Raw genomic sequence first — 21,908 nt, 5'->3', positions numbered from 1 at the left:
ATTTTATGAAGATAGGAATAATGACCTTCTGGGAAAGCCAGAGCAATTACGGACAGATCCTGCAGGTATTTGCGCTGCAAACGTTCCTGGAGCAGAACGGGCATGAGGCTTTCGTGATCCGCTATAAACTGGTGGCGCCGGCTGCCCGTAAGAAAACAATCCTGGAAAGAGTGCGCGATTTCAAGCTTACCCGCTTTGTGAATAACCGGCGTTATAAAGGTAAAAAAGCATTTGAGCAGCTAAAGAAGCCGCGGCAGTTTGATGTGTTTAAAAAAGACTACCTGAAATTCAGCACCGGCGAATACCAATCGGTACCGCAACTGGTGGCCACGCCGCCCGAGGCCGATGTATATATAGCCGGCAGCGACCAGGTATGGAACAATTCCTTTTCGGTATCCTGCGAAGCCTTTTTGCTGGGCTTTGGCGGACAACAGACCAAAAGACTGTCTTATGCCGCGAGCTTTGGTAAAAAAGAACTGGATCCCGTAACGACCCAATTGTTCGAACGCCATATCGGTAAGTTCAATGATGTGAGCGTAAGGGAAAAGAGCGGCCTGGAGATCTGCCGTAAACTGGGCGTGGCCGGTACCTGGGTACCGGACCCTACGCTGTTGTTTAACCGCGAAGAATGGCTGAAGTTACTGGGCATAACAGAACAACCGGCTGCAGCGGGTAAGGAAAAACACGTATTGCTGTATACCCTGGGCAACAGTGCCATCAAGGACAAACGGCAGTATATACAGTATGCGCAGCAGACGGCAGGACAGAACGTGGTGCATGTATCGGCCAATGAAGACTATGCCGGCGCACACTACCTGACTATTCAAGAATGGGTGGCCGCCATACATAAAGCGGATTTTATTATTACCAATTCCTTTCATGGCGTGGTATTCTGTATTATCTGCAACCGGAATTTCGTGGTATTGCCCAACTCTGGACATGCAGCCGGTATGAACGAACGGATCGACAGCCTGCTGGGCCGCCTGGACCTGACCGACCACCTGATGTACGCCTTCGACCGGGAGCGGCTGGATAAGCTGCGTATGAAAAAAATAAACTGGCACCCGGTAAACCAGACCATTAAGGACTGGCAGGAGGATGCCCTGGCATTCTTCCAGCGCAACCTGAATTAAACAGGAACAATTACCGGGTAGTAAACAACATCTTCAGGACCGGGCATACCGGTCAATGGCTGGTTTGCCGCAACACAGCGATCAGCATAGTATTCGTGTTTTATGGATAGGGTATTAGTCATAGTCATTATTTTAATCGGGGTATTCCGCTGGGCATCCAGCCGGCAAGCAAATAAAAGTTATTTGCTGGTCAGCGTGATCGTCCAGACGCTGCCGCTTGCCTATGGTTATACCCTTGTCGAATTCCTGTCGAGCGACCAGTCTATCGGGGAGTTCGGTAATGGTATCCGGCTCGAAGTCACCTCCATATTTTCCATCATCCTTATTTTATCAGGTTTTACAAAGTTGCCCAGGGGAGCCTTTACCTTCAGGGAGAACAAGATGATCTACCTCTTGTTGTTTTTCTTCCTGATCGCGATCGTCAACCCGGCCAACCCCTTCCGTACAGCCGTACTGGTGCCTTTTTCCTTCCTGGTACAAATGCTGTTCCTGCTCAAGCTGATCGATGCTAACTTTAGCCGGGCGGCCGTGCTGCGCGGTGTTTTCGATGGTTTGTTCATTACCATGGTGATGCAGTTCATCCTGTGTATGTTTTACCCGGTTATGGGCCTTACCTATTTCAGTACCCTCTTCAGGGGCGAGTCGGCGCTTAAGTGGGCGGAGCGCAGGGAGGGCTATACCTCGGCCATCGGCACCTTTAAGCACCCGAGCCATATGGCGCTGTTTACGCTTATTGCCGTTACCTTTTTCTTTTCCTGTTATTTTAATAATTACCAGAAACGGCGCTGCCTGCAGGCCTTTGCCATGGCGGCCGTCATCATCTTCCTGAGTTATTCCCGTACCACGTATATCGTAACCATGGCGGTGGTTGCTATCCTGTTCGTAGTGCGCAGGGGCCGCGGTATTTTTACCCCGCGTATCATCCTGCGCTCCCTGCTGCTGTTTTCCTCCATCCTGTTCGTCCTCTACTTTACACCCCTGAGCGAGCTCTTCCTCAAAAGCGATTCGGAAGTACAGGTGGAGAACCGCATGATCCACTGGGCGCTGGGTTACGAGTCCTGGAGGAACTCGCCTTACTTCGGTATCGGGGTCAATGCGCACGTGTTTTATATGTCGCATGTATTGAATTTCGATCCTTTCGGCGGTAAAAAGGTGCTGGACTTCTTCCTGACCAATCCCATCCACAATATCCACCTGATTGTGCTGGTGGAAACCGGGGCAATCGGGCTGATCGTCTGGATCTGTTTTTTCTTCGGCAGTATCGGCAGGTATTCCAAGTCCATCCGGATCAGCAGTTATCCCCTGCGTATATTTAATCTAATGTATGTAGGTATCCTGATCTCCTATTTCCTGTATGGTTTCTTTGGCTGGGCGCCATTCGACGCATCGATATTCGGAACCGCAATATTCCTCGGCCATTTTGCCCTCGACAAGAAAACCTATCTCCGCAAAGCAGTACCATGAAAAAGATTATCTATTACACCCATATTTATTTTCTAGACGTAGCCCTGGAAGTGGTACGTCAGCTTGCGGAGCATTACGAAGTGTATCTGTATATTGAGCTGGCGCCGGAAAGCTTGCGGGCCAATATCTTTAACCTGGATGCCGATCTGAACGATTATAAAACAATCACGCCTTTTGCAGAGGTACAGGACCGCTGGAACCTGGACTACTACAAGCCCTATTTTGAAAAACTGAAGGCCGTTAATTTCGTCATCTTCGGTATAAACAGGAGCATCTCCCTGTATGCCTGGCGTAAAAGCTTTGCTATAAGGGCTTCCTTCCGGATGATCAACCCGGATTATATTCATTACGACGACTTTTCGATAAGGCAGTTATGGATGGTGCCTTTCTTTACGTTGAACAAAAAGCGCTTTGTGCTTAATGTACACGATCCCAAACCGCACAGCGGGGAGAAGAGCCTTAAACGCGCTTTGATCAAAAGAGCCATATTCCGCTCTGCCGGCCGTTTTGTATGTTTTTCAAAATACAGCAGCGAGTTATTGGCCGCTTTCGAAGACGGCCGTAAGATAACCGACCTGCGACTTACGCCTTATACTTTTTACCGCAACTACCGGCATACGGAGCGCGGTATCCCCGGGCAGATCACCTTTGCCTTTGTGGGTCGCCTGGCTACTTATAAAGGCATCGACCTGTTTATCGAAGCTGCCGCTCTTATCGGCGCACGTTATCCCGAAGCCCGCTTTATTATAGCCGGCAAACCCGTAGGCGGCTATGTGCTCGATGCCGCGACACTGCCCGGGCAGCAACTCGACTGCCGGATCCGGCATATCGAAAATGAAGAGCTGGTAACCATTATCGGGGAAAGCGATGTGGTCGTATGTCCTTACCGCGATGCCACGCAAAGTGGTGTGATGATGACGGCTTTCGCCCTGGAAAAACCGGTGATCGTATCGCCTGTTGGCGGTTTGCCCGAGTATGTAGCGCAGGGTACCGGCATCGTTATGCAGGATACCACGGGTATAGCCTTAAGCCGGGCCATGGAGAATTTTATACACCAGCAACGGGCGCAAAACCGGCAGCCCGACCCGGAAACCTACGACAGTAAAGAGCCCCGTGCTTATAATGTGAACCAGTTTACTAAAATATACAAATAACAGGAATGAAGAAGATCCTTTTCGTTACTTCTAACCTTGGTATCGGTGGTGCGCAGCAACACCTTATCCTCTTTGCCAATTATCTGGTAGAGCAGGGGTATGAAGTACTGATCCTGAACACAAACCTGAATAATGACCTGGCTTACCGGCTCGACAAAAGGGTAGAGCTGATTAATATTCCCCGGAAATATAATTTTGATCTGAAGCCTGCCGGGCAGATCCTGGAGATAGCCCGTGCGCGGGGTCTGAAGACGGTGTTTTGCGATAGCCTGTTCTCCTACCTCTATGCCAATAAGCTGAACCGCATCAGGGGCATCAATATCAATATCATTTTCCACAATACGATCTACGCGGAAAAATACAATTATGTAAAAGACCTGGCCGTGCGGTTCCTGGTTAGACGCCGGACCCGCCTTATCGCGGTGGCGCAAAACCAGATCACCCACCTGTCCCGGGTACTGATGATACCCGGCAGGCGCTTTAAGCTGATCTATAACGGTATCGATATCGGCAAGTTTAACCTCGACGAGCGCAAGGGCATGAAGGACTCCGGATTGCGTGCGGAACTGGGTATACCGGCTAAGGCCTTCGTACTGGTGAAGACGGCGCGTTTTGCCATCGAGAAAAATCATGAAATGGCGATCGAGGTATTGGACCTGTTGCGCAGGCAACACGGCATCGACGCCTATATGTTGTTCGTGGGCGCATCCAAAAACGGGCGTTCCGAAAAAGTGGAGGCGCTAGCTGAATCGCGCGCCGTGCGGGACTATGTAAAGATCGTGGGCCCTCAGAAGGATGTAAGGCCTTACCTAGCCGCATCCGATTGTTTTATTCTGACTTCCATATCCGAAACTTTTTCGCTGGCGGCCCTGGAAGCTATGGGTATGGGACTGCCCTGCCTGCTGACCGATATCGGTGGTGCGCGCGAAATGGTTACCGATGGCGAGAACGGTTATATAACACCGGCACGCGATGCCGCTGCCTTTGCCGATGCGGCTGCAAAGCTGAGCCGGGGCGACCTGCAATGGCGCGATGAAGAGATCTTTAAACGGATCGAAACCGAATTCAACCTGGAAGCAACCAACCAAAGACTCGAAAACTACATTTTTAACTATAAGTAACTCACTAATTTGACAAGCATGAAACACGTCGGCGTATTTACCTCTGTTTATTTTAACAATATCGGTAATGCCTTTATAGATTTTGGCGCTATTGCCACCATTGAAGCAGCAATGCCCGAGGGTGCCCAGCTTATTAAATTAAGCCAGTTTCCCAATTTTGCCTCGGCTATGGCCAAAGGTATGGCGCTGAAGGAATCCAAACTGTTGCGCAGCGCCTGGCACTACGGCAAAAAACTGTTCAAAAACCTGCATGACAAGTCTTATAACCTGATCGATAACAAACAGGTGTTTAACGTTGCGGAAATGGCTAAGCTCGATGTGATGATCGTGCCGGGTTGTGTATTGACCGTGCCTTTCTTCTCGCTTTACTTCGGCCTGCTTAAACGCATGACCGATCGCGGTACGAAAATCGTGTTCCTGGGCGCCAGCGGTAACTACTATTCCGATAACGAAGTAAAGGAAGTGACCAAGTACCTGCAGCAGCTGCAACCCGCGGCACTTATGTTCCGTGATCCCAAAGCGCATGAGTTGTATAAAAACCTGGCGCCGGTAACGTATAACGGTATCGATAATGCCTTTTTCGTTAACCGCCTTAACCTGCCTAAGGTAGAGACGCATATGGACCCCTTCGTAGTACTGAACTTCGACGATCCGCGCAATTTCCACCTGAACAAGGAGCTGGCACAACAGTATAAAAACGTAGTATATACCAACCATAAGCCTTTCCCGCTGAAATATGTAAAGCGCGTGATCGATAGCGGGGTGATGGTGTCCGATACACCGCTCGACTACCTGTTCCTGTATTCCAATGCAGCAGAGGTACACTCTGACCGGGTACATGCCTGTATCCCTACATTATCATATGGTAATAAATGCCGCATCTATTCCGACAGCCCAAGGATACAGCTTTTCGAGAATGCGGGTGTGTCTAAAACCATATCCAAAGAGCTGACCGCTATTACAGGCCTGCAGGAGAAGCAGGACGCGCAGATCCGTGAACTGGCCCAGGTGCTGCAAAAAATATAAACGATGGAAAACAATGTTTCGGTAATGCTGCATACAAAGTCTGTTGCCCTTATTATCCCCGATTTCGATTTCGGCGGAGAGGAGAAGCGTGTCGTTTTCTTTGCCAACAACTACCTGAAATATTTTAAAAGCGTTTACCTGTTTGCGCCGGGCGGTAAGAGCGAAGCCTTGCTCGAACCGGGGGTGATCCATTTTAAAACCAATGTCCGTAACCCGGCCAATGTACCCAAGGTGATCAGCGCGCTGAAGCGGCATAACATCGACTACCTGCAGGGGCATAAAAGAGCGACCCTGCCTTACCTGCTCTTTGCCGAAAAGGCGGGAAGCATCCATAGCTTTTTCAATTTCGATAATATTTACCTGCGGTTCAATAAGGCCTGTTCTGCGATCTCGCCCCGCAATATCGTCTACCTGTCCGATAAAGTGGCAGAGTTCTATGCGCCCTTTTATAAAGGCGCCCGCAACAAGACGATCAATATGGGCGGCGATTTCTTTGAGCCGGCAGCCTCGGATACACGCCAGGCAAGCCGTGCAGCACTGCATGTCGGTAACGAGCTGGTATTGTTGAGCCTGGGCCGCCTGAGCGAACAAAAAAATCACCGCTTACTGCTCGAGGCATTAAAGCAGATCAAAGACCGCGACTTTACCTGCCTGGTAGCGGGCTCCGGCCCCCTGGAGGAAGAACTGAAGGCCCTGGCCCTCACTTACGGATTAGGGGACAAGGTCCGTTTCCTGGGACACCGAACCGATGTGGCCGATCTGCTGAACAGTGCAGACGTATTGGTACAGTCCTCGATATTTGAAGGTTTTCCCAATGTCTTTATCGAAGCGGCTTCTGTAGGTCTGCCGATTGTGGCTACCAATGTAGGGTCTTCGGCTACGCTCATTGCGGAGAACGGCCTGCTGGTCGAAAGCGGGGATGCCGCGGGACTGGCAGCGGCCATTGCCCGGTTTATGGATAAACCGGAGCGTTTTAGGGCAGCAGCACAGGCTTTAAGGGGAAGCGCTTACTTTAAAGGATTTCATAAAAGCGAGATGTTGAAAAACTACCTCGACTATTTCCGGACCGGCTTAAAAAAATAAGGTTATGAAACAAGTATTCGTTGTTGCGTTATCTGCCCTGGTATTGACGGGGTATACAGCCCAGGGCCAAAAGAATAGGACCGGCCGCAAACTGGTATGGTCCGATGAATTTAACGGGACCGGTATGCCCGACCCGGCCAAGTGGGGATTTGAAGAAGGGATGCCGAGGGGCGTGCAACGCCAGTATTATACGGCTAACAGGCAGGAAAATGCAAAGGTCGAAAACGGTTACCTGGTCATTACGGCCCGGAAAGAAGATTTTGCCAATCCTAAGTATAAACTGCAGGCTGCAAAGGGTACGGCCGCTTATCCCGAAGCCTACCGGAAGATGGGCGCAGACAGTGTTCCGGCGCATATCCGGTTAAAGTACGATCCTGTAATTCATTATACATCAGCTTCTGTTACTACCAAAGGCAAGGCCTCCTGGAAGTATGGCAGGATAGAGATAAAAGCGAAACTCCCGGCCGGCAAGGGTTCCAGTTGTGCTGTTTGGATGCTCAGTGAGAATGCCGCTGTGCCCTGGCCGCAGTCGGGAGAAATAGATATCGTGGAAGCCCTGGGCCGTGCGCCCGGGCATGTAAGCAGTGCAGTGCATTATGCCGGCGCTCAGAAAGAACACCTCCAGGACAACAAACACCTGGATGTACCGGGCAGCAATACAGGTTTCCATGTTTATGCGATCGAGTGGAATGCCGACCGTATCGACTTTTATTGCGACGATAACAAGTATCACTCGTTTGAACTGAATAAGACCAATCCGCCCGATTGCTTCCAGCAACCGTTTTACCTGATTATGAATATCGCATTGGGTAGCGGCGACTGGAGCGGCCCGGTCGACGACAAAGCCTTACCGCAACAGATGATGATCGACTACGTAAGGGTATACCAGTAATTAAAAACACCAGAACATTGTTATGAGCTACAAAGCCTGGAACGCCATTATTGACCGCATCGGCAATTTTAAAATGCAACGGGGTATCACCTCGTTTGTAAACCCCTTTTCCATGCTGATGCTGAAGGAGCAGGAGCGGGTTGCGACCAGGGTACAGCATTGGTATATCGACGGCATTTCGCTGGTAAACAAGATCAATAAGGACCTGGGTAAAAATATAAACCGGTTCAGCTTCGACGATACGTCGCTTGCTCCCATTGTGTTTCGCTATGCCAAAGAGCAGGGGCTTAAGATCGCGATCATCGGCACTAAAGAAGAATTTATACATAAAGCGGTGCAAAATATCGAAGAGAAACATGGTATAACCGTAAGTTATAGCCGCAACGGGTATTTTACCGGCGATGCGGACCGGGAGGCCTGTTTCGATTACCTGGTACGGGAGCGGGTAGACCTGGTGATCTGTGGTATGGGTGCGCCTTACCAGGAGCTTTTCCTGATCGACCTCCAGGAGCGTGGTTGGGATGGTTATGGTTTTACCTGCGGCGGTTACCTGCACCAGGTAGCGGGTAAAGAAAATTATTACCCTGCCTTTTTTGATAAACTGAATATACGTTGGGTATACCGGATCATCGATGAACCTAAGCTTTTTAAACGGTACTTTATTGATTATCCCCGTTTCTTTATCCGGTTTGCAGATTTTAAAAAACAACTGAAGAAGGCTGCGTAATGCAGAACCGGCTTCTTATAAAATTAGTGCTTATGAGGGTATGGCTTTTTCTTTTACTGGCAGGCATATGGGGCGTACCGGCCCGGGCACAGATCTCCGGTATGGATATCGAATACCGCGGCGATACCGCGTCTTATAGCGGCGACTATCATTACGAGCTGGAGGCCTTGGCTATCGGCACGACCAATGACCAGGTGCCCTTCTGGATGCGGACTAACCGGTTTGGTAGCATACCAGTAGAAGGTTTATCCGGCTCTTTTATTGCCGGTGCTTCCAAAAGCTATCGTGAAGACGGGAAAAAGCACCTGGTCGACTGGGGCATAGGCGCTACTGCACGGATCAATGCCGGCAGCCATGCCAATTTCCAGCTTATCGACGCCTATCTGAAAGGCCGTTTGAGCATCTTCCAGCTGCAGGCAGGCCGTACCCGCGACAGGACGGGCCTTGTAGATCCCGACCTGTCCACAGGCGCCTTCGCCATTTCGGGCAATGCACTGGGTATTCCCAAAATAGAACTGAGCATACCGGAATATTGGGCGATACCGCTTACCAAAGGACTGATCGCCATTAAGGGTAACTTTGTGCATGGCTGGTTTGGCGAAACGCCCCTGGCTCCCGGTTATAACCTGCCCCCGGTACAATCCTATTATCACCAGAAATCCTTTTACGGCCGATTGGGTAAACCGGGCTGGAAAGTAAAGTTATACGCCGGTTTCAACCACCAGGTAATGTGGGGCGGAGAAAACACGATCAATAAAGGCCGGTTTACGTTGAGCGTACCGGAAACCTTCCTGTACGTGGTAACCGGTAAGGCTTACGGCGGCAATGGTATCGAAACTTCGAAGATCGGCAATCATATCGGGTCGCTGGACCAGGCTGTGGAAGTGACGTTCAAGGGTGTTAAGGCGGTCGTTTATCACCAGTTCTACTACGATGTAGGCGGCCTATATCACCTCAATAATATCAAGGACGGCTTATGGGGTATCAGTTTGCTCAACCTGAAGAAGAGTGGCCGTAATTACGGCTGGTACAAGGTTGTAGTCGAATTCCTGAATTCGAAAAGCCAGGGCGGCGAACTGGATGCCAAGATAACGCCATCGGGCGATGAGGATTATTACAACAACTACATGTATATGCAAGGCTGGTCGTACGAAGGGGAGAACCTGGGCAACCCGCTGCTGACAAGCCGGATGTATGCCCGTAAGGAGCTCCCCAACAGGGAACGCGAATTCGTGGTCAACAACCGGGTTACTGCCCTGCATTTGGGTATACAGGGTTTCCTGTACCAATGGAATTTCAAAGCCTTGCTGACTTATAGCAAAAACTATGGTACCTATGGCTCCAGCCCGATCGGCGGATCGCTCAATAACCAGCGTTTCCCCGGACCGCCGCCTTATTTTGAACAGGTAAACCAGTTTTCGGGTTACCTGGAGGCAGCGCGCCCGCTGGGCGAGGGTTTCGAGTTAGGCTTCGGCCTGGCACTCGACCAGGGCCAGTTGTTGTATAATAGTTTCGGCGGGCTGATCCGCCTGCGTAAGCACCTCTGAATTAGCAGGTAGCAGGTAGCAGGTAGCAGGTAGCAGGTATCAGGAAGAAGCTTGTCATGCTGAGCCTCGCGAAGCATCTCCTTTTTAGTATCAGGTATCAGGTATCAGGAAGCAGGAAGCAGCTTGTCATGCTGAGCCTCGCGAAGCATCTCATCGGTTAGCTGGCTTTGTTGGTGTAACAGGTTTTGAGTGGTTGGACTCATGGCTTACTTCTGGTTTGTGCTCCCATCAGTAAGATCCTTCGCTACGCTCAGGATGACAGGGTGGAGTAGTGATTATTGCTTACTTGCACTCCCGTCGATGAGCTCCCGATGACAGTCGTCTAACTTCAAACAGATCATTCAATAATATCACGTAGCAAGTATCAAGAAGAAGCTTGTCCTGCTGAGCCTCGCCAAGCATCTCCTTTTTAGTATTAGGTATCAGGTATCAGGTATCAGGTATCAGGTATCAAGTATCTAACATCTAATATCTAACATCTCATATCTCATATCTAACATCTCATATCTCCCTACTTCCAATCCTTGTATTGATTGATCAGGCCATTGGTGGAGCTATCGTGGCGCTGTGTCCTTTCCGTACTGCGGAGTTCGGGCAGGATGCCGGAAGCCAGTTGTTTACCCAGTTCTACGCCCCATTGGTCAAAACTGTAGATGTTCCAGATCACGCCCTGCACAAATATCTTATGTTCATATAAGGCAATCAGCTGGCCCAGCGTGTAGGGCGTTATTTTCTTGAGCAGGATGGTATTCGTAGGTTTATTGCCTTCAAAAATTTTGTAGGGCAGCAACCTTTCTATCGTAGCCTCATCAAGCCCCTGCTGTTTCATTTCTGCAGTGGCGGTGTCGGCATTTTTCCCATTCATCAGCGCTTCGGTCTGTGCAAAGAAATTGGACAATAAAAGGTCGTGATGTACGCCTGTCGGGTTATGCGATTGTGCCGGCGCTATAAAGTCGGCAGGCACCATCTGCGTACCCTGGTGAAGCAATTGAAAAAAGGCATGCTGGCCATTGGTACCGGGTTCTCCCCAGAGCACCGGCCCCGTGGTATAGTCCAGTTGCTGTCCGCTGCGCGATACGGATTTCCCGTTACTCTCCATATCTCCCTGCTGGAAATATGCGGCAAACCGGTGCATGTACTGGTCATACGGCAGGATGGCATGCGTGGCGGCATTAAAAAAGTTATGGTACCATATGCCCAGCAATGCGAGTATAACAGGCATGTTTACCGCAAAGTCAGTATTGCGGAAATGGTTGTCCATGGCGTAAGCCCCGTCCAGCAAGGATTCGAAGTGTTCGAAGCCGATAGCCAGACAAATCGAAAGCCCAATGGCTCCCCAGAGGGAATAACGGCCGCCTACCCAATCCCAGAAAATAAACATATGCTGCGGATCGATACCGAAGGCTGCTACTTCTTTTTCATTGGTGGAGAGGGCTACGAAATGCGCGGCTATATCTGTTGCTGCCGCACCCTGGTCCAGGAACCATTGCCGGGCGGTAAAGGCATTGGCCATGGTCTCCTGTGTGGTAAAGGTTTTGGAAGCAATCAGGAATAAAGTGGTTTCGGGGTTCAGCACTTTAAGCGTCTCTGCAATATGGGTACCATCTACATTAGAAACAAAATGAAGATTAAGGTGATTTTTATAAGGCTTTAATGCTTCGGTAACCATTACGGGGCCCAGGTCAGAACCACCGATACCGATATTGACCACATCAGTGATCGCTTTACCGGTACGGCCTTTCCAGTCGCCCCCGATCACGGCTTCCGAAAACCGCTTCATATGTTGCAGTACGGCTTGTATGTCCGGCATAATATCTACGCCACCGGTCATTACGGGCGCACCGGAGCGGTTACGCAGCGCCGTATGGAGTACGGCGCGTTGTTCGGTGCGGTTAATCTTTTCGCCCGCAAACATAGCCGTTATGGCTGTCTTCAGCTGGCATTCATCCGCCAGTTGCAACAGCAGTTCCAGGGTTTTACTATCGATCCTGTTTTTAGAATAATCCAGTAGCAGGTTTTCCTGCCGTAGGCTGAACCGGGCAAAACGATCCTTATCCGATGCAAAAAGATCGGTCATGCGGACATTGCAAAGCTCATTGTAGTGTACGCCAAGAAGCTTGTAGGCTTCGGTCTGCGTAAAATCGGTGTCAGGGAACATGAATAACTGGTATTATCCGGAACGGAGGATCGTTTGAAACGCAAGTTTAAACAATTCCTTTTTTAAAACAGTTAAAAATACCGCAAAATAAATAACAGGGCGGCTTCTTTAAAAGAAAATGACATTACGGTAAAGACCGTAATGTCATTTCAATGCCGGGTGTACGCCCGGGAGGGAAGGCATTAGCGGATCGTGATCTGTGTCGTGCCGATAGTTTCTTTAGTAGTATTGCCGGTAAGCTTCACCCAGTAGTTGCCGGGCGTCAGTGTTGCGGGCAACTGAACGCTGGTAAGCGCCTGCATATTGCCGGACTGGTCCAGCACCAGCTGGCCCAGGCTGTTATAAACAGACACCGCATAATCGGCTTGCGGCGCTTCTACAAAAAGTGTAGCTCCTGGTGCAAGTACCGTAGGATAGGCTTTAGCACTGTTATTACGGCTGCCGGATTGCAGCTTTACAACGGACGAATAAGTGGCTTCGCCGGTTTCGTCGGTCATGTGCAGGCGATAGTAGGCCGTTGCAGGTGGCAGCTTATCCAGGTATTGATACGTAGTAGCCTGTTGCGGTGCGATAGCGGCAATCTGCTCAAAGTCGCGGCTGTTGCTGCTGCGCTCCAGCGACAGCGCAGTGATCTTGCTGCCCGGTGCAAATTGCCAGTTCAGTTCGTTGTACGTGTTATACAACCTGCCTTCAAAGGCAACCAGGTTAAGCGGCAGTACTGCATTGGCCGTTGCCGGTGATGCGAGGTCGCCGCGGAGGTTGCTGCCCGAAATGCCGAGGTTACTGGTTACCGGGCTGATGAGGGCGCCGGTAGTAAGGTTGATCTCAGCATAGGTGCCGTTGTTGAACAGGCCAAAGAAGTTACCGTTGGCATTGAACTGCAGCCCGGCCACGTCAACACCGGGGGCTGTATTTTCTACGGTGCCTACCGGGGTGATGATAGAGAGTGGTGCGCTACCGATAGTCGGCGCGAATACTACCGGCCGGCCTACATAGTTAGCGCCTGAAGGATAGGAGACATAACCGTAGATCTTTCCGTTAACCGGGTGAATAGCGAAATCCTGCAGACCGCCTTCCAGCGTTGCCAGGTTGCGCGGGAAACCGCTGTTCAGGCTATCCAGCAGGTTTTTAACGGCTGCTCTTACAACAGGATAAGTAGTAAAGTTCAGTTCCTTGTAACCGGCCACGGTGGTTGGCATATTGCTGCCGGTAAGATTGTGCACATTATTGATCCAGCATACAAAAAGACGGATGTCCGTAGTATCGAGGGCCAGGGTAGAGGGGGCATTGGGGTTGAACAGGTAAACGGTATACGCGTTCATCAGCTTGGTTACACCGGTGCTCTTAAGTCCTACCGTGGTGTAATAATATTTGCCGGTGGCATCTACCGTGCCTGCAGTGTAGTTGGGTATCTCGGCCCTGATGTTCAGGTTCAGTGTCGTAATCAGCGGGGACTGGCCGGAGGTTGGCAATTTGCCCAGGTTCACCATCACGCCATTGGCGCCGATACGGTACAGGTTTACCCGGAGCATGGTAACAGCAGTATCCGCGCTACCGGTATAGGCTGCGCCGTATATCTTATTGTCCACCGGGTTAAGCCCGATACCATTGATATCTACCGGGGGGGTAAAAGTAGTCACCGCGCTGAAAGCTGTTGCTGAACCGGTATTGCTGCTCGATGCAATGGTATAGTTGCGGACTGCGGCATTGTTGCCGGGCTTCGTAATCGCCAGCGGGGTATTGGCCGGGAATGCGGACTGTGCCGTTGCTGTGGCAGTATACAGCAAGCCGACAAGCGCTGCGCCTGCAAGAGCGTAAACTTTGTTCATCGTTTTGAAATTTAAAATAGGGGAGAAAAACAGGCAGATAATACAGGGCCTGAACATCAAAAAGAGACACCTCCCCAGGGGGAGGCATCTCTTCCTGTAAAGAAATAGTATTAGCGGATAACGATCTGCGCAGTACCGGTTACCTGCTGGGCGTCTGTACCCTGGATGCGGACAATGTATTGTCCTGCGGCAAGGGCGGGCAGCGCGATTGCAGTGGTATTGCCGGATTGGCTTACCGCTTTGCGGAATACTTCCTGGCCGGCAAGGTTGTACAGGCTGAAAGTATAAGCAGATGTTGCTGCAGTAATATTGATCTTATTATCGCTGATCACGGTAGGATATACCAGTACCGGGTTATTGGCTTTGTTGACCAGGGCTACTGTTTTGGAATAGCTGATGCGGCCATCATCTGCAGTAGTTTTAAGACGGTAGTAGCTTACTGCAGCCGGGTTAAGGTCGGTAAAGCTATACTTGGTCGTACCGGCCTGGAAGGCTTCGGTATGCAGGGCTTCAAAGGCGCGGCTGTCCTTGCTGCGCTCGATCGCGAAGTCTTTGCCTTTACTGTCGTTGCTTACTTCCCAACGCAGTTCGTTGGCGCCGGCAAGCGCTTGTCCGTTAAAGCTTACCAGGGTTACCGGTAACGGGAAGTTGGCGGTAGCGGCAGAGGCCAGGTCACCCCTCAGTTGTCCGCCGGTAGTAGGCAGGGTAGTAGGGCTCAGGCTCAGTGCGCCGGTAGTAAGGTTAATGGTACCATAGCTGCCATTGTTGAACAGGCCATAGAAATTACCGAACTCATCGAACTGTACCCCTGCGATATCTACACCGGGTACGGTATTGGCAGTAGTACCCAAAGAAGATACGATGGCAAGTGCGCCGGATACTGTAGGAGCGGTAAACGAAACAGGACGTCCTACCAGGTTAGCACCCTGGAAGTAAGAAACATAACCGTATACTTTAAAGTCAATAGGGTTTACGGCAAAGTCCTGGATACCACCGTCGATATTGTTCAGGTTGTTCGGGAACAGCGTGTTGAACTGGTTTACGAAGCTAACCAGCGAACCGTTGATTACCGGGTTGCTTACATCCAGTTCATAATAACCGGTAGGTGCAGAAGGCATCGTGGAAGATGTCATGGTACTTACATTGCTCAGCCAGCAGAAGAACAGGCGCAGGTCGCTTACGGTAAGAGTAAGCGGAACCGGGTTGCCGGTTAAAACACCCACATAATAAGCCTGGATCTTGTTCTTACCGGATTCTTTAATACCAATGCTGCTGTAGTAATAGGTGCCGTTGGCATCAACGGTGCCCGCCGAAAAGTTCGGTACTTCCAGGTTCACGGTAATACCCATTTGGGCACTGGTAAGGGTAGGCATCTGGCCGGTTTTCGGCAGTTTGCCCAAATCAGTAAAGGTGCCATTGGATGCAATACGGTACAGGTTTACATTCAGCATAGAACTTGGCTGAGCGGTATTGCCGGTATAGGCACAACCATAGATATAATGATCTACAGGGTTCATACCGATACCGTTCAGATCGTATGGGGAAGTAAAAGTAGCGCCGGGAATAAAGACTGGGAGTGCCGGGTTCGTGCTGGTCGAGATCGTGTAGTTCTTAGCGGCTGCATTGTCGCCGGCTTTCGTAAGCGCTACCCAGGTATTTACAGGGAAGGCTTGTGCCGAAGCACTTGGGGCATTGGTATACGCATGCATACACAACACTACCCCGAGAAGGGTAAGTGATTTCTTCATGTTGGTTACTTAATTTGGTTAATAGTTGGTTCTTACCTGCAAAGATAGACTTTATGTTGACATTTCCGCTTCTGCCGAAAAAATGCTTTACGCGGATTTTCCAGGTATTAACCTGGGGCCTGCATCGGGTGCCGTATTTTTTATGTTAAGATTGTGTCGTAAATTTTATCTGTACACACACAAGTTTTCGGTTTTTAAAATAAAATTTTTAGATTTGCCTAAAAACAGATTTACATTGAGTAGTCATCACGAAAAATCCCTCCACGATGTACACGGCAGCGTGGATGTCAATAAAGGAAAATCTAAATGGCGTAAAATATTATCTTTCTTCGGTCCTGCTTACCTCATCAGCGTAGGGTATATGGATCCGGGTAACTGGGCCACTGATATTGCCGGCGGGAGCCAATTCGGCTACACGCTGATCTGGGTGCTGCTCATGAGCAACCTGATGGCCCTCCTGTTACAGAGCCTCAGCGCAAGACTGGGTATCGTATGGGGAAAGGACCTGGCGCAATGCAACCGGGAGACTTACCCCCGGGGCATGAACTTTATCCTGTACCTGCTTGCCGAGATCGCTATCGCGGCCTGCGACCTGGCCGAAGTATTGGGTATGGCCATAGGCCTGCAATTGCTGTTCGGGCTGGATCTTATCTGGGGCGTACTGATCAGCCTGCTCGATACCTTCCTGCTGTTATGGTTACAGCGCCTGGGTATGCGTAAGATGGAACTGTTCATTATCGGTATGATCGCCATTATCGGTATGTGTTTCCTGGTCGAAATGATCTTTGCCCAACCCGACCTTGCTGGTATTGCAGGTGGCTTTGTACCACGGCTGCCCAATGGCGCTGCTTTGTATATTGCCATCGGCATTATAGGCGCTACCGTAATGCCGCATAACCTTTACCTGCATTCGGCGCTGGTACAGACCCGCAAGATCACCCGCGAAGAAGGAGCGATACGTAAGGCGCTTAAGTATAACTTCTGGGACAGCGCTATTGCGCTCAACCTGGCCTTGTTTGTAAATGCAGCGATACTGATACTGGCCGCTGCCGTATTCCATAAGGGCGGCATGACCGGTGTGGCCGAGCTGGAGGATGCGCACCAGTTGCTGGCCCCGATGCTGGGCTCCGAATGGGCGCCGCGCCTGTTTGCGATAGCACTGATCGCCGCCGGGCAAAGCAGCACGATCACGGGTACGCTCGCCGGGCAGATCGTTATGGAAGGTTACCTGCGGTTAAGGATCAGCCCTGTATTACGCCGTATGATCACGCGGCTGATCGCTATTATCCCGGCAGTACTGGTTATCCTCATTGCCGGTGAGCGTTCTGTAGGCTCCCTGCTTATCTTCAGCCAGGTATTGCTGAGTATGCAACTGGCTTTTGCCGTTATACCCCTCATCCATTTCGTAAGCGACCGTAAGCGCATGGGTAAGTTTACCATCCGGCCGGGCGTACAGGCTATATCCTGGGCTGTTGCCGCGCTTATTGCCGTACTGAACTTTAAACTGGTATTCGACCAGGCCGAAGACTGGATCCGGCAGAGCGATAACATCTGGCTCAACGCCCTTATTGTAGCGGGTGGATTGGGCTTGCTCCTGCTGTTGTTGCTTACGGTTGTTTATCCTTTTGTCCTGAAGAGAAGAACCAGTACGCAGGATATACATGCCCCGATGAAGAGTATCGTATCGCTATCTGCGCCTGCATTCCGGACCATAGCACTGGCACTCGATTATTCCGATACCGATAACCAGGTAATCCGCTATGCTTTTAAACTGGCAGAGGAAGAGACCCAGTTTGTATTGGTACATATTACGGAAAGCGCCTCCAGCAGCATGATGGAGGCCGAAGCCGAAGACTTTGAAACCCGGCGCGACCGGATCAGGATGGAAGCCTACCTGCGTTTGTTCCGCGAACAGGGTTATGAAGCCCGGCACGAGATCGGGATTAAAAAGCGGACCCGTGAAATTGCACGTATCTGTAAAGAACAGGATGCCGACCTGCTGATTGTCGGCAGTCACGGGCACCGTGGTCTTAAAGACCTGGTATTCGGCGAAACGGTCAATAAAGTACGGCACCTGGTGCCTATACCGGTGTTTATCGCCAAATAATGCGACTCAGGGTTCGATCTGGCAGGTCACGCGGTACGCATATTCAAAGGTAAAAGCATCACGTCCTACCTGCTCCACATCGAAAGTCCATTCTTTATCGGGCTGGCACCGTTTCAGCTCTTCGCGGAAAGCCAGGATATGTTGTATGATCTGTCCGGCCTGGTGGTCATTAAGGGTTGTACCTTTATCGGAAAGGTGTCTTTTGATCTGCTCGATAGTCATAATAATACGCCTGTTGATCTGCCCATATTACAAAAACAGCCCGGAAAGGTTGGCGGCCGCCGGTATTATGCTATGGTTATGCAACCCGTTATGTGAGCCGGGAAGCTTATATTTGCCGCTATTCCTTTACCAAACCAACGAACGGAAGAGCAGGCCTGTTCTGTTCGCCCGGATCAATTTATGAAGTCTTATAAAAATATATTATTTTATACGGTTACGATAGTACTCTGCTCCCTGCTCATCTATTTTATTTTACAACAGGGGCTGTTGCTTGAACTGACCAAACCGGGAGCCGGGCCGGCTGTAAAAGGTAAGATACCCTCTACCTGGGACCAGTTTATCGATACCTATAGCCACAACCTGCATCATCCGCTGGCGATACTGTTGCTGCAGATCGTATCTATTATCCTGGTAGCCCGTTTTTTCGGCATGCTGTTCAATAAGATCGGGCAGCCCGCGGTTATCGGCGAGATCATTGCGGGTATCTTCCTGGGACCCTCTTTTCTCGGGCATTATTTTCCTGAATACGCCACTTTCCTTTTCCCTGAAAAATCGTTGCCCAACCTGCAATTCCTCAGTCAGATCGGTTTGATCCTGTTTATGTTCGTGATCGGTATGGAACTGGATTTAAAGATTCTTAAAAACAAGGCCAAAGATGCGGTCGTGATCAGCCATGCCAGCATTATCTTTCCCTTTGCACTGGGTATAGGCCTGGCCTACTTTATTTACCGGCGCTTTGCCCCGGAGGGTATACATTTTCTGTCCTTCGCCCTTTTTATGGGAATCGCCATGAGTATAACCGCCTTCCCCGTACTGGCGCGTATCGTACAGGAGCGGGGTTTGTCCAAAACACGCCTGGGCACCATTGCCATTACCTGTGCCGCGGCCGACGATATCACCGCATGGTGCATCCTGGCGGCTGTGATCGCCATTGTAAAGGCCGGATCGGTATTAAGCGCTTTATATACGCTTGTCCTTGCCGTGGTTTATGTGCTGCTGATGCTGCAGGTGGTAAAGCCTTTCCTGCAAAGGCTCGGCGATAAATACTCCAGCAAGGAATCATTAAGCAAACCGGTTGTCGCTATTTTCTTTACCACCTTGCTGGTATCGGCTTATGCCACCGAAGTGATCGGTATCCATGCGCTTTTCGGGGCCTTTCTCGCCGGTGTGGTCATGCCATCCAACATGTCCTTCCGTAACGTGTTTATCGAAAAGGTAGAGGATGTAGCCCAGGTGCTGCTCCTGCCGCTGTTCTTCGTATTTACCGGTTTACGCACGCAGATCGGCCTGCTCAATGATCCTTACCTCTGGCAGGTATGCGCGATCATCGTCTTATTGGCCGTATTGGGCAAGTTTGCCGGTAGTGCCCTGGCGGCGCGGTTTGTAGGCCAGAGCTGGCGCGATAGCTTGTCTATCGGTGTATTGATGAATACACGCGGACTGGTGGAGCTGATCGTGCTGAACATCGGTTATGATCTCGGGGTATTAAGTCCTGAAGTATTTGCCATGTTGGTAATTATGGCTTTGCTCACCACCATGATGACGGGGCCCGGTCTCGATCTCATTAACCGCCTGATGCCCGAACCCAAAGCAGAGCCGCTGGCGGATACCAAGGCGATTCCCTACCGGATCCTGCTGTCTTTTGGCACGCCCCGGAACGGCACTGCCTTGTTACGCATTGCTTACAGCCTTAGCCGTAAGAACCATGCCGCTACGGAAGTTACGGCAATGCACCTGTCGCCGGGCAACGACCTGAACCAGTATAACGAAGAGGAATATGAAAAAGAGGCCTTTGAGCCGCTGATCGCAGAAGCGGATCAGTTGGATATGGCTATGCAGACGCTTTTTAAACCCAGTGTGAACCGGGACGAAGAAATTGCTGCGGTAGCGAATAAAGGCCATTACGACCTGTTGCTGATCGGCATGGGACAGCCCCTGTTCGAAGGCACACTGCTGGGCAAGATCCTGGGCTTTACCAGCCGCATCATCAATCCCGAACGGTGGTACAAAACACTGACCGGCGCCGAGAAGTTGTTTCCGCAGGATGCCTTCGACGATGGCACGCGTTATATTGCCAAAGCTGCGGGTATCCCGGTCGGTATTCTCGTCGATAAAGAACCGGAGCGACTGGAACGTATTTATATCCCAGTTTACGATAAATCGGATGTGTTCCTGGCAACGTATATGCAGCGCCTGCTCGATAATCCCGGCCTGCAGCTTACCCTGGCCGATCCCGAAGGTATGCTGGGACCCGAAGCATTGCACACCATACAGCAAACCGGTAACCTCTCGGTTGCCCGGAGTTATGCCACCGACAAAGCCTTTTTTGAAGAGCAGGACCTGGTACTGATCAGCCTGGATAGCTGGAAACATATGATCGAAAAACAGGAAGAATGGCTGGGTTATCATGCTTCCATACTGATCCTCAAACCCTGATATTGTCCTGCCTGGTTTCCGGGATATGTCCGTAACTTGCAGTATGTCGAAAAGTGGATATGCAGATCTCCCGCTGCATTACGGTAAGGTGCCGCAATGGCTGGCCGTCCGTATGGGCTTGCTGGGCGGAGCAATAACGGAAGCAATCGTACAGGAATATGGCCGTGCTATGTTCCTCGAAAAAATAAGTGATCCTTTCTGGTTTCAATCCCTGGGTTGTGTGCTGGGCATGGACTGGCATTCATCGGGTATTACCACTTCGGTGATGGGTGCGCTTAAAGGCGCGGTCAACCGCAAGGCTTCCGAACTGGGTATCTATATCTGCGGCGGCAGGGGCAAGCATTCGCTGCAGACACCGGAAGAACTAAGGCGCCTGGCCGACCGTACCGGCATCGACGGCGACCTGATGGTACGCCACAGCAAACTATCCGCCAAGGTCGACAACTGCGCCATACAGGACGGTTTCCAACTTTATCTCCATTCTTTTATTGTAACCTGCGAGGGTGATTGGGCCGTGGTACAGCAGGGTATGAACACCCAAAACCGGCTGGCGCGCCGCTATCACTGGCATGCCCCGGCCGTACAATCGTTCGTGGAACAGCCGCACAGCTTTATTTACGGTCCGGCCAACCCGGGTGCTATCTTAAACCTTACCGACAAACAAGCCGCAGCAGCCCGCGCCGGTATTGTACAGTTGGCGCAGGAGCGGCCCGACCGCATCACCGGCGAGATCAGGAAACTGGTGATGCCGGCCCACCATGATGTACGGCAGAAAGATGTGGATATTAAAAGGCTGGGCGCAGCACTGGCCCTGGCACACGAACGGGGTTGCACCGATATGGAAAGCCTGCTGTTGCTCGAAGGGGTGGGGCCACGTACCGTACAATCGCTTACCCTCGTCAGCGAGATTATACATGGCACCGCTTCCCGGTTCAGCGATCCGGCAAGGTTTTCGTTTGCACATGGCGGTAAGGACGGGCATCCCTTCCCGGTGCCGGAACGCGTGTACGACCAGACGATCCAGGTATTGCAAACAGCAGTGCAGAAAGCCAAGATTGGGGAGCAGGACCGCTCCGATGCCCTGAAAAAATTATCCGAAACAGCCATGGCCCTGGAAAAAGACTTTGTACCTAACGATCGTTTTGCCGACTGGGTGGAAGAAGAGCGCAGGCAGTCCTGGCAGTATGGCGGCCGTACGGTAAGCGGCAAGGTACCACCGCCCGCCGATAGCATCCAGCTCAGCCTGTTCTGATACACGATG

Annotated in this window: 16 protein-coding genes; 12 read left to right on the top strand and 4 right to left on the bottom strand. The window is 51.0% G+C overall.

Translation table 11 applies throughout. The annotated features are described in order from the left end of the window. Positions 1 to 5: 5 nt before the first annotated feature. From B0I18_RS14020 to B0I18_RS13980, 9 genes are all read left to right on the top strand, one after another. A complete protein-coding gene (locus B0I18_RS14020) occupies positions 6 to 1,133 on the top strand; it encodes a polysaccharide pyruvyl transferase family protein (protein ID WP_106523356.1) in 1,128 nt (375 codons plus the stop codon). A 102-nt stretch (positions 1,134 to 1,235) separates the two neighbouring features. After that, positions 1,236 to 2,597 (top strand): O-antigen ligase family protein, encoded by a 1,362-nt coding sequence (locus tag B0I18_RS14015; RefSeq protein ID WP_106523355.1) that lies wholly within the window; start codon positions 1,236 to 1,238, stop codon positions 2,595 to 2,597. Next, on the top strand, positions 2,594 to 3,751 hold the full coding sequence (locus B0I18_RS14010; RefSeq protein WP_106523354.1) for a glycosyltransferase family 4 protein: 1,158 nt from the start codon (positions 2,594 to 2,596) through the stop codon (positions 3,749 to 3,751). Before B0I18_RS14015 ends, B0I18_RS14010 begins: the two co-directional genes overlap by 4 nt. Positions 3,752 to 3,756: 5 nt before the next feature. Further along, the gene (locus B0I18_RS14005; protein WP_106523353.1) at positions 3,757 to 4,872 is read left to right on the top strand and encodes a glycosyltransferase family 4 protein; all 1,116 of its coding nucleotides are present in this window, start codon (positions 3,757 to 3,759) and stop codon (positions 4,870 to 4,872) included. 18 nt (positions 4,873 to 4,890) lie between these two features. Next, positions 4,891 to 5,898: a polysaccharide pyruvyl transferase family protein gene (locus B0I18_RS14000; RefSeq protein ID WP_106523352.1), complete on the top strand. Its 1,008-nt coding sequence runs from the start codon at positions 4,891 to 4,893 to the stop codon at positions 5,896 to 5,898. Between the two features lie 3 nt (positions 5,899 to 5,901). Next, positions 5,902 to 6,981 (top strand): glycosyltransferase, encoded by a 1,080-nt coding sequence (locus tag B0I18_RS13995; protein WP_106523351.1) that lies wholly within the window; start codon positions 5,902 to 5,904, stop codon positions 6,979 to 6,981. Positions 6,982 to 6,985: 4 nt separating this feature from the next. Beyond that, positions 6,986 to 7,873 (top strand): glycoside hydrolase family 16 protein, encoded by an 888-nt coding sequence (locus B0I18_RS13990; RefSeq protein ID WP_106523350.1) that lies wholly within the window; start codon positions 6,986 to 6,988, stop codon positions 7,871 to 7,873. A 22-nt stretch (positions 7,874 to 7,895) separates the two neighbouring features. Further along, positions 7,896 to 8,600: a WecB/TagA/CpsF family glycosyltransferase gene (locus B0I18_RS13985; protein WP_106523349.1), complete on the top strand. Its 705-nt coding sequence runs from the start codon at positions 7,896 to 7,898 to the stop codon at positions 8,598 to 8,600. 32 nt (positions 8,601 to 8,632) lie between these two features. Next, positions 8,633 to 10,147: a capsule assembly Wzi family protein gene (locus tag B0I18_RS13980; protein WP_181358473.1), complete on the top strand. Its 1,515-nt coding sequence runs from the start codon at positions 8,633 to 8,635 to the stop codon at positions 10,145 to 10,147. Positions 10,148 to 10,658: 511 nt separating this feature from the next. On the opposite strand, the gene pgi is transcribed toward B0I18_RS13980, so the two are convergent. From pgi to B0I18_RS13965, 3 genes are all read right to left on the bottom strand, one after another. Continuing rightward, a complete protein-coding gene (gene pgi / locus B0I18_RS13975; protein WP_106523347.1) occupies positions 10,659 to 12,305 on the bottom strand; it encodes a glucose-6-phosphate isomerase in 1,647 nt (548 codons plus the stop codon). A gap of 182 nt (positions 12,306 to 12,487) precedes the next feature. After that, complete coding sequence (locus B0I18_RS13970) at positions 12,488 to 14,134, bottom strand: T9SS type A sorting domain-containing protein (RefSeq protein ID WP_181358472.1); 1,647 nt, start codon at positions 14,132 to 14,134, stop codon at positions 12,488 to 12,490. A gap of 110 nt (positions 14,135 to 14,244) precedes the next feature. Next, the gene (locus B0I18_RS13965; protein WP_106523345.1) at positions 14,245 to 15,882 is read right to left on the bottom strand and encodes a T9SS type A sorting domain-containing protein; all 1,638 of its coding nucleotides are present in this window, start codon (positions 15,880 to 15,882) and stop codon (positions 14,245 to 14,247) included. Positions 15,883 to 16,117: 235 nt separating this feature from the next. On the opposite strand from B0I18_RS13965, the gene B0I18_RS13960 reads away from it, so the two are divergent. Continuing rightward, positions 16,118 to 17,989: an Nramp family divalent metal transporter gene (locus tag B0I18_RS13960; protein ID WP_245882099.1), complete on the top strand. Its 1,872-nt coding sequence runs from the start codon at positions 16,118 to 16,120 to the stop codon at positions 17,987 to 17,989. Positions 17,990 to 17,995: 6 nt separating this feature from the next. Here B0I18_RS13960 and B0I18_RS13955 read toward each other — a convergent pair whose 3' ends face one another. Then, positions 17,996 to 18,211: a hypothetical protein gene (locus B0I18_RS13955; protein ID WP_106523344.1), complete on the bottom strand. Its 216-nt coding sequence runs from the start codon at positions 18,209 to 18,211 to the stop codon at positions 17,996 to 17,998. Positions 18,212 to 18,391: 180 nt separating this feature from the next. Between B0I18_RS13955 and B0I18_RS13950 the strand changes: the two genes are divergently transcribed. Beyond that, entirely contained in the window at positions 18,392 to 20,647 is a 2,256-nt protein-coding gene (locus B0I18_RS13950) for a cation:proton antiporter (RefSeq protein ID WP_106523343.1), read from the top strand. 43 nt (positions 20,648 to 20,690) lie between these two features. Beyond that, the gene (locus B0I18_RS13945) at positions 20,691 to 21,899 is read left to right on the top strand and encodes a DUF763 domain-containing protein (RefSeq protein WP_106523591.1); all 1,209 of its coding nucleotides are present in this window, start codon (positions 20,691 to 20,693) and stop codon (positions 21,897 to 21,899) included. Positions 21,900 to 21,908: the final 9 nt, after the last annotated feature.

This window comes from Taibaiella chishuiensis (assembly GCF_003014535.1).
In the GTDB taxonomy this organism is placed as follows: domain Bacteria; phylum Bacteroidota; class Bacteroidia; order Chitinophagales; family Chitinophagaceae; genus Taibaiella; species Taibaiella chishuiensis.
The sequence above is the reverse complement of the archived record's forward strand: the minus strand, read 5'-3'. Positions and strand labels throughout refer to the sequence as shown.

Excerpts from the sequence above, each read along its gene's own strand:
- B0I18_RS14020 (WP_106523356.1), top strand. The coding sequence starts at position 6 with ATGAAGATAGGAATAATGACCTTCTGGGAAAGCCAGAGCAATTACGGA.
- B0I18_RS14015 (WP_106523355.1), top strand. The coding sequence starts at position 1,236 with ATGGATAGGGTATTAGTCATAGTCATTATTTTAATCGGGGTATTCCGC.
- B0I18_RS14010 (WP_106523354.1), top strand. The coding sequence starts at position 2,594 with ATGAAAAAGATTATCTATTACACCCATATTTATTTTCTAGACGTAGCC.
- B0I18_RS14005 (WP_106523353.1), top strand. The coding sequence starts at position 3,757 with ATGAAGAAGATCCTTTTCGTTACTTCTAACCTTGGTATCGGTGGTGCG.
- B0I18_RS14000 (WP_106523352.1), top strand. The coding sequence starts at position 4,891 with ATGAAACACGTCGGCGTATTTACCTCTGTTTATTTTAACAATATCGGT.
- B0I18_RS13995 (WP_106523351.1), top strand. The coding sequence starts at position 5,902 with ATGGAAAACAATGTTTCGGTAATGCTGCATACAAAGTCTGTTGCCCTT.
- B0I18_RS13990 (WP_106523350.1), top strand. The coding sequence starts at position 6,986 with ATGAAACAAGTATTCGTTGTTGCGTTATCTGCCCTGGTATTGACGGGG.
- B0I18_RS13985 (WP_106523349.1), top strand. The coding sequence starts at position 7,896 with ATGAGCTACAAAGCCTGGAACGCCATTATTGACCGCATCGGCAATTTT.
- B0I18_RS13980 (WP_181358473.1), top strand. The coding sequence starts at position 8,633 with ATGAGGGTATGGCTTTTTCTTTTACTGGCAGGCATATGGGGCGTACCG.
- pgi (WP_106523347.1), bottom strand. The coding sequence starts at position 12,305 with ATGTTCCCTGACACCGATTTTACGCAGACCGAAGCCTACAAGCTTCTT.
- B0I18_RS13970 (WP_181358472.1), bottom strand. The coding sequence starts at position 14,134 with ATGAACAAAGTTTACGCTCTTGCAGGCGCAGCGCTTGTCGGCTTGCTG.
- B0I18_RS13965 (WP_106523345.1), bottom strand. The coding sequence starts at position 15,882 with ATGAAGAAATCACTTACCCTTCTCGGGGTAGTGTTGTGTATGCATGCG.
- B0I18_RS13955 (WP_106523344.1), bottom strand. The coding sequence starts at position 18,211 with ATGACTATCGAGCAGATCAAAAGACACCTTTCCGATAAAGGTACAACC.
- B0I18_RS13950 (WP_106523343.1), top strand. The coding sequence starts at position 18,392 with ATGAAGTCTTATAAAAATATATTATTTTATACGGTTACGATAGTACTC.
- B0I18_RS13945 (WP_106523591.1), top strand. The coding sequence starts at position 20,691 with ATGTCGAAAAGTGGATATGCAGATCTCCCGCTGCATTACGGTAAGGTG.